This window comes from Microbacterium oleivorans NBRC 103075 (assembly GCF_001552475.1).
Lineage (GTDB): Bacteria > Actinomycetota > Actinomycetes > Actinomycetales > Microbacteriaceae > Microbacterium > Microbacterium oleivorans.
Genome location: NZ_BCRG01000001.1, coordinates 323,092 through 336,972 on the forward strand (window position 1 = coordinate 323,092; position 13,881 = coordinate 336,972).

Consider the following 13,881-nt stretch of genomic DNA (forward strand, 5'->3'; position numbering starts at 1 on the left):
GGTGACCGCGTAGCGTTCAAGGGTGTTCCGCCCGCTCCGCCCGTACCAGGCTGCCGTCGATGCGGCGATCGCGGTGCTGTTCGCGCTGATGGCGCTGCCGTTCGAGCTCGGTGCCGCCTCTGGTACCGACGCCGGCAATCTCGGCGGGTGGAGCGCGATCCCCGTGGTCCTCCTTCTGGCTGCGGCGCTGGGGCTCCGTCGGTTCTCACCCGGGCTTGCGCTCGGTGTCGCGTGGCTCGGAGCGATCGTGCAGATGGGCTTCGGGCGCGGCCCGGGATTCGCAGACCTCGCGATCTTCGCCGTGCTCTACGCGACGGCCGCGTACGGCTCGAGGCTCGTGTTCTGGCTGGGTTTGAGCTCGGTCATCGTGGGCTCGGGCACGATCACGGTGTACCTCTTCAGGTGGGCGTTCCTCGGCAGCGGAGCGCTGTCCAATATCCCGACCCTGATCTTCGTGCTCCTTGCAGCGCTTTTCGCGCTCGGACTCTCGTGGACCGCCGGTGCCCTCGTCCGCACCGCGATGCGCGCCCGGGCGAACCGGGTGGCACAGTCGCGCGCCGAGCAGGAGACCGTCGCCGAGCAGGAGCGCACCCGCATCGCGCGCGACATGCACGACATCGTCGCCCACTCGCTCGCGGTCATCATCGCCCAGTCCGACGGGGCCCGGTACGCTGCGGCATCCGATCCCGAGGCGCAGTCCGCCGCGCTCGGCACCATCTCCTCCACCGCCCGCTCCGCACTCTCGGATGTGCGGCTGCTCCTCACGCAGCTGCGGCACTCGCAGGCGGAGGGCCCGCAGCCCACCCTCGCGGACCTCGAGCAGCTGTACGCGCAGGTGCGGGCGGCGGGCGTCGAACTGCGGGTGGATGTCGACCCGGCGCCCCGCGGTGAGGTTCCGGCATCCGTGCAGCTCTCGGTGTACCGCATCCTGCAGGAAGCCCTCACGAACGCACTCCGCCACGGCGGGGCGAGCGGGGTGGACGTCTCGCTCGCCTGGCACGCGGACCGCGTCGACCTCGAGGTCCGCAACGAGGTCGCCCCGGTCGCCGAGGGCGCGGAGCGGCGCACCGGCGGTCACGGCCTGATCGGCATGCGCGAGCGCGCGCAGCTGATCGGCGGACGATTGGATGCCGCGGCCGCAGACGGCGTGTTCACCGTCACCGCGTCCCTCCCCACCGGCGCTGCTCCCCAGCTTCCGACCCCCACCGAGAGGAGCGCTCGGTGAGCGTCATCCGCGTCGTCCTCGTCGACGACCAGGCCCTGTTCCGCGCCGGCATCCGGATGGTCGTCGCTTCGCAGCCCGACCTCGAGGTCGTCGGCGAGGCGTCCGACGGGGCGCAGGCCCTGCAGGTCGTCCGCGAGACGCGTCCCGACGTCGTCCTCATGGACATCCGGATGCCGGTGATGGACGGGCTCGCAGCGACCGAGGCCCTGCTCGCCGACGCCGACCCGCCCAAGGTGGTCATGCTGACGACGTTCGACCTCGACGAGGCGGCGGCGCGGGCCATCCAGCGTGGCGCCAGCGGGTTCCTCCTGAAGGATGCCGACCCCGAGTTCCTCCTCGCCGCGATCCGCACGGTGCACGCGGGATCGTCGGTCATCGCGGCCGCGGCCACCCGCCAGCTCTTCGCCCAGCTGAACGAGCCCGTGCGTGCGGTGCCGCCGTCCTTCGCCGAGCTCACCGACCGCGAGCGCGAGATCTTCGCCCTCGCGGCGCGGGGGCTCTCGAACGCCGAGATCGCCGCGCGCGAGTTCCTCTCCGAGGCCACCGTGAAGACGCACGTCTCGCGCATCCTGGGCAAACTGTCGCTCCGCGATCGCGTGCAGCTCGTGGTCTTCGCCTTCGAGCACGGCCTCGCCTGACCCCGCCGGGCTGACTCGCGATCATCCTTGCGATGTAGACCACCGCGACGAGCGACCGACGCGGCGCCCCGGGCCCCGTCCGTAGCGTCGGAGACATGCAGATCACGACCACCGAGATGGGCCTCGCCGCCCGCGTCCAGAACCTCACGAAGACCTACGGCGGTGGCGAGAACGCCGTCCGCGCGCTCGACGACGTCACCGTCGGCATCCGTCGCGGGGAGTTCACCGCGATCATGGGGCCGTCGGGATCGGGCAAGTCCACGCTCATGCACATCATGGCCGGCCTCGACGCGCCGGCATCCGGAACCGTCTGGATCGGCGACACCGAGATCACGGGGCTCTCCGACGTGGAGCTGACGATCCTCCGTCGCCGCCGGGTCGGTTTCGTCTTCCAGTCGTTCAACCTGGTCCCCACCCTCGACGCGATCGGCAACATCCTGCTGCCCTTCGACCTCGACGGCCGGCGCCCCACCTCCCAGGAGAAGACGCGCATCGACGGCCTCGTCGAGACGCTGGGTCTCGGGCCCCGCCTGCGGCACCGCCCGCACCAGCTCTCCGGCGGTCAGCAGCAGCGCGTCGCCATCGCCCGCGCCCTTGCGACCGCGCCCGACCTCGTCTTCGCCGACGAGCCGACCGGCAACCTCGACTCCCGCTCGGGTCGCGAGGTGCTCTCGCTCCTCGCCGCGGCCAGTCGCGAGCACGGCCAGTCGATCGCGATGGTGACCCACGACCCCGTGGCCGCCTCGTACGCGGATCGCGTCCTGTTCCTCGGCGACGGCCGCATCGTCGCCGACAAGCCCCGCCAGACGGCCGAGCAGATCTCGGCCCACATGCTCAGCACGGAGGTGACCGCGTGACCACGCTCGAGACCCCCGCGGCGGCGAGTACCGTCGTCCCCGAACCGGCCCGCACCTCGCGTCTCGCGTGGCTGCGTGAGCGCGGCATGGGCGCGACGATCCTCGTCTCGGCCATCTCGACGGCGTTCGGCGTCGTCCTCCTCTCCGCGACGGGGTACCTCTCCGTGGTGCTCGCCTCGAACGAGATGTACGGGTCGTCCGACACGTTGGCGGCCGTGCTGACGCTGCTGAGCGGCATCCTGCTCGCCGTCGCGGTCTACGTCGGCGCGATTGTGACCGCCAACACCTTCTCGACGATCATCGCGGGACGCACCCGCCGCATAGCCCTCATGCGCCTGATCGGCGCGACCGCCCGCTCCCAGCGCAGCGAGGTCGCGACGCAGGGGCTCATCGTCGGTGCGATCGGCGCGGTCGCCGGACTCGTCGCGACGACGATCGCGATGGTCCTCGCGCTTCCGCTGCTCAACGACGGGCTCGGTGTGACCTCGGACTGGTCGCCCGTCCAGGCGGTCCTCGTCATCCCGGCGGCGGCCGTCGCCCTGACGACGTGGATCGCGGCATGGTCGGGGTCGCGACGTGTGCTCACGGTGACCCCGCTCGAGGCGCTGGGTGGCTCGGTCGAGCGCTCCCGCGAGGAAATCGCGGGAGTCCGCGGCCGGAAGGCGGCGGCCATCGTGCTCGGCGTCATCGGCGTGGTGCTCCTCGCCGGCGGCATCCTGATCGGTCTCCTGCACCCCGTCGGCGTGCTGGTCGCCTTTCTCGGCGGTCTGTTCTCCTTCACCGCGGTCTCGATCAGCGCGGTGTCGATCATGCCGCCGCTCCTGAAGGCGACAGGACGACTGTTCGGCAAGTCGGTCACCGCGCGGCTGGCCGCCGAGAACGCGGTCCGCTATCCGGAGCGCTCGAGCCGCATGGCCATCGGCGTCGTCATGGGTGTCGCGCTCGTCGTGATGTTCGCGGTCGCGGCCGAGTCGGTCAAGTCGCTCGTCACCGTGTCGGGGGGAGGCGAACCCGACCCCGCGTTCAACGAGATGATCGACACCTTCTCGACGGTCATGATGTGCCTCGTCGCCGTCAGCGCGGTGATCGCGGCCGTCGGTCTCGTGAACCTCCTCACGATCGGCATCGTGCAGCGCAAGCGCGAACTGGGTCTGCTGCGGGCGCTCGGTCTCACGGCGGCGCAGATCCGCCGGATGGTGCTCATCGAGGCGGCTCACGTCACCGTGACCGCGCTCCTGTTCGGCCTCGTGCTGGGCGTGCTCTACGGCTGGGTTGCGGCGCAGTCGCTCCTCGGCTCCGTCGCGATGCCGCCGATGTGGCTGTCGCCGACGTTCGTCGCCCCGGCCATCCCGCTGATCCCGGTGGCGATCGTGATCGTCGCCACCGCCGCGCTCACGCTGGGCGCCGCCGTCGCACCGACGCGCATCGCGACCCGGACGGCACCCGTCGAGGCGCTGTCCGAGTGACGCTGACGTCCCTCCGCGTGACCTGTCCGGGCCTCGCGGAGGGACGCGTCCGTCGGTCAGTCGTTCTCGGTGGCGGGCGGGTCGTACGACCAGGTCGGGGCCATGGCCCGCAGGCGGATGCCGCGGTACTGCCACATCGCCCAGAGGACCGGCCACAGTGGCATGGCGGCCGCGCCACCGATTGTGAGGCGGTCGCGCCACAGCGTCTTGGTCGGGTCTCCCGGCAGCGGGCTGACCGCCATCTGGTGGTCCCAGACATCGAGCGCCGAGAGGGCTCCGGTGAGCGGGATGCCGCTGTCGCGGAAGATCCGCACGGGACCGTTGCTGTCCTCCGTGAAGCGGTCGCTCGCGTGGATCAGTTGCTGCCCCGCGGGGATGAAGCCGAGCGCGCGGATCTCGACGGGCACGTCGGTGCCGGGTTCGAGCGAGGTCGGCAGTTCACCGGACATCGGACCCATCTCGAGCAGCGGCCCGTAGAGCTCGGTGATCGCACGCGGCGAGTGGAGCGCACGCCATGCAGCATCGGCGGTGCAGTCGAGTTCGAGCTTCAGGAGGATCCGCATCGGACCACTCTCGCATTCCCTCGCGGCAGTCGGTACGTTGGGAGCGCTCCCATACTCGAGGCCTCACCGCCGACCTCCTCGGAAAGACCGTCATGCCCCTGGAACCCGCCATCGAATCCGGCGATCGCTCGCACACCCTCGCCCCCGTCGAGTCGGTCGCGCAGATCTCCTCGATGCTGCTCGACACCGATCCCACGCTCGACCCCGCCCTCGCAGAGGCGGCCCGAGCCGCCGCGGCCGAGGGGGTCGTCCTCCTGACGAACGACGGCACACTCCCGCTCGGCGAGCGTTCCGTCGCGGTGTTCGGTCGCGTGCAGATCGACTGGTTCGCCGTCGGTTACGGCTCGGGCGGCGATGTGAAGGTGCCCTACGTCTGGAACCTGCTCGCGGGGCTCCGTGACGCGGGGGTCCGCGTCGACGCGGAACTCGCCTCGCACTACTCGACCTGGTCCGCGGCGAACCGCCCCGTCTTCGCCGACTCCTGGGGCCAGTGGCCGCACCACTTCCCCGAGATGCCCCTCGACGAGTCCGTCGTTGCCGCCGCGGCATCCCGTGCCGACACCGCCGTCGTCGCCATCGGACGTGCCGCAGGAGAAGCGCGCGACAGCATCCTCGAAGCCGGCAGCTACTACCTGACGGACGACGAGCGGATGCTCCTCGACACCGTGACCTCCCACTTCGCGCGGACCGTCGTGGTCGTCGATGCGGGCAACGTCATGGACCTGTCGTGGGTCGCCGACTACCGGGATCGGATCGGCGCCGTGCTCTTCGCCTGGCAGGGCGGCATGGAGGGCGCTCGCGCCGTCGCGAGCGTGCTCGCCGGAGAGTCGTCGCCGAGCGGGAAGCTCACCGACACGATCGCCCTCAGTTACGAGGACTACCCCAGCGCGCCGCACTTCGGCCACCTCGACGTCAACGTCTACGCCGAGGATGTGTTCGTCGGGTACCGGTACTTCGAGACCTTCGCCCCTGACCGCGTGCTCTTCCCCTTCGGCCACGGCCTCTCGTACACGACCTTCGAGCTGTCGACCGAGGCCGACGCGGATGCCGGCACGCTCCGCCTCGAGGTCGTCGTCACCAACACCGGCGACCGCGCCGGCAAAGAGGTCGTCCAGGTGTACACGGGTGCGCCCGACGGCGCCCTCGGGAAGCCCGCGCGGCACCTGGCGGCGTTCGCCAAGACACGCCTGCTGGCCCCCGGCGAGAGCGACACCGTGCGGCTCGAGGTGCACGTCGACGACCTCGCTTCCTACGACGACGGCGGCGAGACCGGACACCGAAACGCCTGGGTCCTCGAGGCTGGCGAGTACCCGGTCTTCGTGGGGGCGGATGTCCGCTCCGCGGCAGAGGTCGCTGCCTTCGAGGTGCCCGAGACTCAGGTCGTGCGTGAGGCGACCGAGGTCGCGGCTCCGGCCCACGCGTTCGAGCGGCTCACGCTGGCTCGCGCCGCCGACGGCTCGGCCGTCGCGGCCCGCGAGCCCGTCCCCACGCGCACCGTCTCCCGCGCCGAGCGCGTCCTCGGCTCACTGCCCGCCGAACTTCCCCAGACGGGGGACCGGGGCATCGATCTCGCCCACGTCGCGAGCGGCACAGCATCCCTCGACGACTTCGTCGCGCAACTCAGCGATGAGGAGCTGTCGCTCCTCGCCCGCGGTGACGTCACGATGGACAGCCCGCTCGGGGCGCCCGGCAACGCGGGTGTGCTGGCAGGGGTGTCCGAATCGCTGCGAGCGAAGGGCGTGCCGCCGGTCACGACGACGGATGGACCGAGCGGCATCCGGCTCTCGGCCTATGCGTCGTTGCTGCCCTCGGGCACGGCGCTCGCGTCGACCTGGAACGTGCCGCTCATCGAAGAGCTGGCTGCCCTCCACAGCCAGGAGATGCTCCGCAAGGGCTCGGACGTGCTGCTGAGCCCGGGCATGAACATCCACCGCGATCCGCTCTGCGGGCGGAACTTCGAGTACTTCAGCGAGGATCCCGTGGTGACCGGCCGTATCGCCGCGGCCGTCGTGCGGGGCGTTCAGAGCACGGGGCTGTCGGCGTGCCCGAAGCACTTCGCCGCGAACAACCAGGAGACCAACCGCACCCGCAACGACTCGCGCGTCTCCGAGCGGGCTCTCCGCGAGATCTACCTGCGCGGCTTCGAGATCTGCGTCCGTGAGGCCGCGCCCCGCACGATCATGACGTCGTACAACCAGATCAACGGGGTGTGGTCGCACTACCACCACGACCTCGCGACGGTCATCCTCCGCGAGGAGTGGGGCTACGAGGGCGTCGTCATCACCGACTGGTGGATCGAGGACGCGGTCGACCCCGACTTCCCTGCGCTGGAGGACAACGCCTACCGCGTCCGCGCGCAGGTGGACGTCCTCATGCCGGGCGGGGTGAAGACGGATGCCGCGCCGCAGGCCTACGCCGACACCACGATCCTCGACTCGCTCGCCCGCGAGGACGGGCTGACGCGCGGTGAGCTTCAGCGGACGGCGCGGAACGTCCTCGGCCTGGCGATTGCGCTCAAGCCGGTCGTCGACGCTCGTACGCTGGAGGGATGACCGCGAGCCCCTTCGATCAGTCCCGCTACCAGTTGCGCTTCGACTGGGGGCGGGACGGATTGCAGCGTCTCGCGCCGGCCGACGTGGTCGTGGTCGTCGACGTGCTCCGCTTCTCATCGACGGTCTCGGCGCGCGTGGCCGGCGGCGAGACCGTGCCGCACGATGAGTCCGCCCACGCCGTGTCGCGCAACGGCGCCGCCGTCGCGTCGGCTGCAGCGGGCACCGGGGCCGTCGTGTTCCTGGGATGCCTCCGCAACGCGACGGCGGTCGCGCATGCCGTGCTCGCGGAGCAGAACCGACGCGGCGCGCGCACGAGCGTGAGTATCATCGCCGCCGGTGAGCTGGCGGGCAAGGGGGATGCGGCGGTCCTGCGATTCTCCGTCGAAGACCAGCTCGGCGCCGGTGCGGTGTTCGCCGCCCTCGAGACGCTCGGCCTCGATCACTCCTCGCCGGAGGCCGCCGCGGCATCCGAAGCTTTCCGCGGGCTCCGCTCCGCGGTCCGGCACCTGCTGACGGCGAGTGGGTCGGGCCAGGAGCTCCTCGCCCGCGACCGCCGTGCCGAGGTGCTGGCGGCGGCCGTGCACGATGCCGACGATGTCGTGCCGGTCCTGCGCGACGGTGTGTGGAGCGCCTACGAGGTCAGCGCGGGGTGAGGGCAGCGCGGCGGGTGGCCGCGGTGATCTCGCGTCGGCGCCAGGAGATCAGGTAGCGCTCGTCGAACGTGGGTGCGCAGCGCGCGCACGAGGTCGCCCGCGTCGCCTTGCGGTGGCGATAGGCGACATGACCGGCGGGGCACACGCCCACCCAGGGGGCGAGCTCGGTGGCTGTCTCGCCGCGATGGGTGACACCGCCGGTGTACCCGAGCGACGCGGCGACGCGCTTCCATTCGGCGCCGTGCCCGGCGGCAGCGCCCGCGACGGCGTGGGCGATCTCGTGCAGGATCGTCTGGCGGTTCGTCTCGGCGTCGTAGCGGGCGGCGAGGTAGCGCGAGAGCGTGATGCGCTTGCGCAGGTAATCGCATGCACCGGCGCGGCGCTTGGCATTGTCGAACGCGAAGCTCCACGAGTCGTCGAGCAGCTGCCGCAGCAGAGACTCTGCCTCTCGGCGGACGTCGATGAGATCGGTCATGCCAGAACTCTAGAACGCATGTACGACACTCGGGCGGAAAGACTCAGCTGGCAACGGTCGAGCGATTGCGGCGCCGGTCGACGGCGTCGATGGCGAGCAGCGTGGATTCGAGCTGATCCTCCGGGGCGCCCGCCTCCTGACGAAGGAACAGCGCCTTCTTGAAGTCGGCGCGCGCTCCCGCATCATCACCGGCGTCGAAGGAGACCTTGCCGCGGTGCTGGCAGCCGAACGCGGCGACCGCCGACCAGCCCTGGCCCTCGGCCTCTTCGACGCAGGTGTTCAGTTCCTGGATGGCCGCGGCGTACGCGCCGCGGAACTGCTGGACCGTCGCGTGCAGCATCCGGGCGCGGAGGAGATCCTTGCGAGTCCCCGCCATGCGCGCCAGGCGCACGGACTCCTCCGAGACGACGAGTGCGTCGTCGAGGCGGCCGAGGACCTTCAGCAGCCAGACCTTCTCGAGCATCGCTGCGAGGCTCCGCTGCTCGCCGAGTTCGGCGAGGCGCGCCTGGCATTCGTCGAGGTCGACGATCTCTCGGAGTGTCTCCGGGTCGTACCCCTTGATGAAGCCCACAGCTGTTCCTTCCGACCCCGCGACGTGTGTCTCCAGTGTCGCCGCGCACCCCCCGGAATCGGCTGAGGGCGCGCCGCGCGTCGTGGCCTCAGCGGTCGAAGACGGATGCCGCCGGCTTCGGCGACGGGGTGGAATCGGCATCCGTCATGATCCGCGCGTCGCGCGCGAACGCCTCGAGCTCGGCGCCGTGGGCGACCTTCGCGGGGTGCGGGCCGGCCGCCATCAGGCGGGGGAGCCACTCCATGGGCAGCGGTGCGGGCGACGCGGCGATCACGATGTTGCCGAACCGACCGCTCTTGAGCGTTCCCACTTCGGCGAGGATCACGACGTGCTCGAGAACGGAGCGGACGGTCGCCACCTGGCGCCGCGCGAAGGCGAGTCCGCTGCCGTCGGCGATGTTGACGAGAAGGATGCCGGCCGGCGCCAGCAGCCCCGCGAGGATGCGGTAGTACTCCACGCTCGTGATGTGCGCGGGTGTCTGCGCGCCCGCGAACACATCGGACACGACGAGATCCACCTTGCCCACGATTCCTGGGGGAAGGCGCGCGGCGACATCCCGGGCATCCCCGATGCGGACGCGCAGCTGGCCGGTCCGGGGGAGGGGGAGGTGCTCGCGGACGAGGTCGATGAGCGCCTGCTCGAGTTCGATCACCTGCTGGCGAGAGCCCGGGCGGGTGTGCTCGACGTAGCGCGGGAGAGTCAGGGCGCCCGCGCCCAGGTGGACGGCGGTGAGGGCTTCCCCCGGCATCCCGATCTGGTCGATCACGGCGCCCATGCGGGCGATGTATTCGAAGTGCAGGTGCGACGGGTCGTCGAGGTCGACGTGCGATTGCGGGGTCGTCTCGACGACCAGTTCCCAGCCTCCGGCGAAGCGACCCGGGATGATGCGCGCCTGCCGTCCGTCGGAGAGCTTCGCCGCGGGCGGGTCGATAGGGTCGCGGGAACGGGCCATCCGACTACGGTAGCCCGCAGGAAGAAACACGATCGAGATACAGCTGTAATCGCTTACCGGCAGTGCGGACGGTAGCGTCAGCCGCATCCCTTCGGCAGCGCCGCCCCGTGGCGTGCCGCCGACGAGCCCCATCGGAAGGTGCACAGCAATGCTCCCCATTTCCCGGAAGCGGGTGGTCGCGGGCGCCGCGGCCCTCGTCATCGGTGCGCTCGCGCTCAGCGCGTGCGCCAGTCAGCGAGGCGGCGACGACAACGCGGAAGGACCCGCGGACGTCGACGGCACGTTCGTCTTCGCCGCGTCGTCCGACCCCGCGAGCCTCGACCCCGCCTTCGCGCAGGACGGTGAGACGTTCCGCGTCTCGCGTCAGATCTTCGAGGGCCTCGTCGGCACCAAGCCCGGCACGCCCGACCCTGCACCTCTCCTCGCGGAGTCGTGGGAGACGTCGGACGACTCCCTCTCGTACACCTTCGCGCTCAAGAAGGACGTCACGTTCCAGGACGGCACCCCCTTCAACGCGGAGGCCGTCTGCGTCAACTTCGACCGCTGGTACAACTGGGAGGGCCTGGCCGCCAGCGAGGCGCTCGGGTACTACTACAACAAGCTCTTCAAGGGGTACGCCTCGAGCCCCGACAGTGCCGTCTTCGACTCGTGCACGCCCGACGGTGACTCCTCGGTCACCATCACGCTGAAGAAGCCGTTCGCCGGTTTCGTCGCCGCCCTGTCGCTGCCTGCCTTCTCGATGCAGTCGCCGAAGGCGCTGGAGGAGTACAAGGCGGACGAGGTCGGCGGTACCGCCGACGCTCCCACGCTCAGCGAGTACGCGATGGGTCACCCCGTCGGCACCGGCCCCTACAAGTTCGACGAGTGGGCCCGCGGTGAGCAGGTCACGCTGAGCTCCTACGAGGACTACTGGGGCGACAAGGGACAGATCGACAAGATCATCTTCCGCACGATCGACGACCCGACCGCGCGCCGTCAGGCGCTCGAATCGGGCTCGATCGACGGGTACGACCTCGTCGGCCCCGCCGACACCGGTGCGCTCAAGGACGCCGGCTTCACCATGGTGTCGCGCCCGCCCTTCACGATCCTGTACCTCGCCTTCAACCAGGCGGTCAAAGAGCTCCAGGACCCCAAGGTCCGCGAGGCGCTCTCGTACGCGGTCGACAAGGATGCGCTCATCTCGCAGGTCCTCCCCGAGGGCACCGAGAAGGCGACGCAGTTCATGCCGCAGAGCGTGAACGGCTGGAACGCCGACGTCACGACCTACGACTACGACCCCGAAAAGGCGAAGTCGCTCCTCGCTGAGGCCGGCTACACCGAGGCCAACCCGCTGAAGCTGACCTTCAACTACCCGGTCAACGTCTCGCGTCCTTACATGCCGGACCCCGAGCAGATCTTCACCGTGCTGTCGTCGCAGCTCAAGGCTGTCGGCGTCGAGACCACGCCGAAGTCGAACGAGTGGGGCGAGTACCTCGACCTCATCACCGGCGGCACGGACCATGGCATCCACCTGCTCGGATGGACCGGTGACTACAACGACACTGACAACTTCCTCGGTGTGTTCTTCGGTCAGAAGTCCGCGGAGTGGGGCTTCGACAACCCCGAGCTGTTCAAGGACCTCACCGATGCCCGCGGCATCGCGGACCTCGACGAGCAGACGCAGCTGTACTCCGACATCAACGAGGAGGTCGCCACCTTCATCCCCGGCGTCCCGCTCGCGCACCCGGCTCCCACCCTGGCCTTCGACCCCCGCGTCGAGAGCTACCCGGCGAGCCCCGTGAACGATGAGGTGTTCAGCCAGATCGTCCTCACGAAGTAAGCCGATCGAGGTGGCCTCGGCCGCCTGACCGGTGGGGGCGGGATACTCTCCCGCCCCCACCGACCCTCCACGAAAGCGACACCCGTGCTGCGAACCATCGGCAAAAGGCTCCTGCTGCTGATCCCCACCCTCCTCGGTCTGAGCATCCTGCTCTTCTGGTGGGTCCGAACCCTCCCCGGCGGCCCCGCCCAAGCGCTCCTCGGCGAGAAGGCCACCCCCGAAGCCGTCGCGCGCATCAACGAGCTCTACGGCTTCAACCGGCCCCTGATCGAGCAGTACTTCACGTGGATCGGACGCCTGCTGTCGGGCGATTTCGGCACGTCACTGCGGACCAGCCAGCCCGTGCTCGACGAGTTCCTCCGCCGATTCCCGGCGACCATCGAGCTGTCGATCGCGGCGCTCATCATCGCCGTCGGTATCGGCGTTCCGCTCGGCTACTGGGCTGCCCGCCGCCACGGAAAGGCCGCTGACAGCACCGCCGTCGTCTTCAGCCTCCTCGGTATCGTCGTGCCCGTCTTCTTCCTCGCGTTCATCCTGAAATACGTCTTCGCGGTCCAGCTCGGCTGGCTGCCCTCGGACGGCCGCCAGAATCCGCGCATCGAGGCGACGCATTACACGAACTTCTACGTCTTCGACGGCCTCATCACGGGGGAGTTCGACGCCGCGTGGGACGCTGTCCTGCACCTGATCCTCCCGGCCGTCGCCCTCGGCACGATCCCTCTCGCGATCATCGTGCGCATCACACGGGCATCCGTCCTCGAAGTGCAGAACGCCGACTACGTCCGTACCGGCAAGGCCAAGGGCGTGCCCGGCTCGCTGCTGCGCAACCGGTTCATCCTGCGAAACGCGATGCTGCCGGTCATCACCACGATCGGCCTCCAGGCCGGCCTGCTGCTGTCCGGGGCGATCCTGACCGAAACGGTCTTCGCCTTCCCGGGCATCGGCTCGTTCCTGTCGGGGGCGATCTTCAACCGCGACTTCCCCGTCCTGCAGGGCTTCATCATCTTCATCGCGATCGTCTACGCGCTCATCAATTTGCTCGTCGACGTCTCGTACAGCCTGATCGACCCGAGAGTGAGGGTCTCATGAGCACCGTCCTTCCCCCCGCCTCAGGTGGCAGCGCCGCCGAGGACTCGACCGTCGCCGTCCTCACCGCGGGCACCGGCGGCGCCCCGCGCGGCGGCTTCTGGCACGACGTGTTCCGCCGCCTCCGCCGCAGCCCCACCGCGTGGGTGGGTCTCGCCATCGTCCTGCTGTTCGTGCTCGTGGCGCTTCTCGCACCGCTGCTCGCGCCGTACCCCGAGACCGCTCTGCCGGGTGCTCGCGACATCACGCCCACGTACATCCCCGGCCCCGGCGAGATCGCCTCATTCCCGCTCGGCCTCGACCGCTTCGGCGGTGACGTGGTCTCGAAGCTCATCTGGGGTGCGCAGTCGTCGCTCCTCATCGGTGTCGTCTCGACCGCCTACGGCCTCATCGGCGGGATGCTGCTGGGCCTCGTCGCCGGCACGTTCGGCGGGTGGGTCGACAACGTCATCATGCGCCTCGTCGACATCCTGCTGTCGGTGCCGAGCCTGCTCCTCGCGGTTTCGATCGCCGCGATCCTCGGCCAGAACCAGAACTCGGTCATGATCGCCATCGGTGTCGCGCAGGTGCCGATCTTCGCGCGACTGCTGCGCGCCTCGATGCTTCAGCAGCGGTCGGCGGACTACGTCCTGTCGGCGCAGACTCTTGGCCTCGGCCGCGGGCGCATCACGATGACCCACGTCCTGCCGAACGCGGTCGGGCCGGTCATCGTGCAGGGCACGCTGTCGCTCGCGACGGCCGTCATCGACGCCGCCGCGCTGTCGTTCCTCGGACTCGGCGGCGGACGGCCCGAGACCGCGGAGTGGGGTCGCATGCTCACCTATGCGCAGGCGGAACTCGCCATCGCGCCGTGGCTCGCGTTCCTCCCCGGCATCTGCATCGCCATCACGGCGCTGGGCTTCACACTCTTCGGTGAGGCGCTCCGCGAGTCCATGGACCCGCGCACCCGCAGCCGCTGATGAGCCGTCGGGTCGCGATCCTGCTGGTCGTGGTTCTGGTCGTGCTCGCCGCGGCGCTCGTCATC

General features: G+C 70.1%; 13 protein-coding genes. 9 read left to right on the forward strand and 4 right to left on the reverse strand.

Annotation, left to right across the window (positions count from 1 at the left end; translation table 11 throughout):
* Positions 1–22: 22 nt before the first annotated feature.
* The 4 genes from MO1_RS01445 to MO1_RS01460 all read left to right on the forward strand — a co-directional run bounded on the left by MO1_RS01445 (position 23) and on the right by MO1_RS01460 (position 4,186).
* Positions 23–1,225, forward strand: coding sequence for a sensor histidine kinase (locus tag MO1_RS01445; RefSeq protein ID WP_036310513.1), 1,203 nt, complete (start codon positions 23–25; stop codon positions 1,223–1,225).
* Positions 1,222–1,863 (forward strand): response regulator, encoded by a 642-nt coding sequence (locus MO1_RS01450; protein ID WP_036310511.1) that lies wholly within the window; start codon positions 1,222–1,224, stop codon positions 1,861–1,863. Before MO1_RS01445 ends, MO1_RS01450 begins: the two co-directional genes overlap by 4 nt.
* A gap of 95 nt (positions 1,864–1,958) precedes the next feature.
* Entirely contained in the window at positions 1,959–2,720 is a 762-nt protein-coding gene (locus MO1_RS01455; protein WP_036310509.1) for an ABC transporter ATP-binding protein, read from the forward strand.
* Positions 2,717–4,186: an FtsX-like permease family protein gene (locus MO1_RS01460; RefSeq protein ID WP_060915015.1), complete on the forward strand. Its 1,470-nt coding sequence runs from the start codon at positions 2,717–2,719 to the stop codon at positions 4,184–4,186. Before MO1_RS01455 ends, MO1_RS01460 begins: the two co-directional genes overlap by 4 nt.
* A gap of 56 nt (positions 4,187–4,242) precedes the next feature.
* Here the strand turns inward: MO1_RS01460 and MO1_RS01465 are convergent, their stop codons facing one another.
* Positions 4,243–4,749 (reverse strand): hypothetical protein, encoded by a 507-nt coding sequence (locus MO1_RS01465; RefSeq protein WP_036310503.1) that lies wholly within the window; start codon positions 4,747–4,749, stop codon positions 4,243–4,245.
* A gap of 92 nt (positions 4,750–4,841) precedes the next feature.
* Between MO1_RS01465 and MO1_RS01470 the strand changes: the two genes are divergently transcribed.
* Together MO1_RS01470 and MO1_RS01475 are read left to right on the forward strand one after the other, a co-directional pair.
* Entirely contained in the window at positions 4,842–7,301 is a 2,460-nt protein-coding gene (locus tag MO1_RS01470) for a beta-glucosidase (protein WP_060915016.1), read from the forward strand.
* The gene (locus tag MO1_RS01475) at positions 7,298–7,954 is read left to right on the forward strand and encodes a 2-phosphosulfolactate phosphatase (protein WP_060915017.1); all 657 of its coding nucleotides are present in this window, start codon (positions 7,298–7,300) and stop codon (positions 7,952–7,954) included. Before MO1_RS01470 ends, MO1_RS01475 begins: the two co-directional genes overlap by 4 nt.
* Here MO1_RS01475 and MO1_RS01480 read toward each other — a convergent pair.
* From MO1_RS01480 to MO1_RS01490, 3 genes are all read right to left on the reverse strand, one after another.
* Positions 7,941–8,429 carry a SprT-like domain-containing protein gene (locus MO1_RS01480; RefSeq protein ID WP_036310496.1) on the reverse strand — a complete coding sequence of 163 codons (489 nt, stop codon included), beginning with the start codon at positions 8,427–8,429 and terminating at the stop codon, positions 7,941–7,943. The two genes, MO1_RS01475 and MO1_RS01480, sit on opposite strands and share 14 nt — an antisense overlap.
* Before the next feature lie 43 nt (positions 8,430–8,472).
* Positions 8,473–9,000, reverse strand: coding sequence for a hypothetical protein (locus tag MO1_RS01485; protein ID WP_036310494.1), 528 nt, complete (start codon positions 8,998–9,000; stop codon positions 8,473–8,475).
* Between the two features lie 88 nt (positions 9,001–9,088).
* On the reverse strand, positions 9,089–9,952 hold the full coding sequence (locus MO1_RS01490) for a spermidine synthase (protein ID WP_060915018.1): 864 nt from the start codon (positions 9,950–9,952) through the stop codon (positions 9,089–9,091).
* Between the two features lie 148 nt (positions 9,953–10,100).
* Between MO1_RS01490 and MO1_RS01495 the strand changes: the two genes are divergently transcribed.
* The 3 genes from MO1_RS01495 to MO1_RS01505 all read left to right on the forward strand — a co-directional run bounded on the left by MO1_RS01495 (position 10,101) and on the right by MO1_RS01505 (position 13,816).
* Positions 10,101–11,771, forward strand: a complete 1,671-nt coding sequence (locus MO1_RS01495) for an ABC transporter substrate-binding protein (RefSeq protein WP_036310489.1) — start codon at positions 10,101–10,103, stop codon at positions 11,769–11,771.
* Between the two features lie 84 nt (positions 11,772–11,855).
* Positions 11,856–12,860, forward strand: coding sequence for an ABC transporter permease (locus MO1_RS01500; RefSeq protein WP_036310486.1), 1,005 nt, complete (start codon positions 11,856–11,858; stop codon positions 12,858–12,860).
* Complete coding sequence (locus MO1_RS01505) at positions 12,857–13,816, forward strand: ABC transporter permease (RefSeq protein WP_036310484.1); 960 nt, start codon at positions 12,857–12,859, stop codon at positions 13,814–13,816. Before MO1_RS01500 ends, MO1_RS01505 begins: the two co-directional genes overlap by 4 nt.
* The last annotated feature ends 65 nt before the right edge of the window (positions 13,817–13,881 follow it).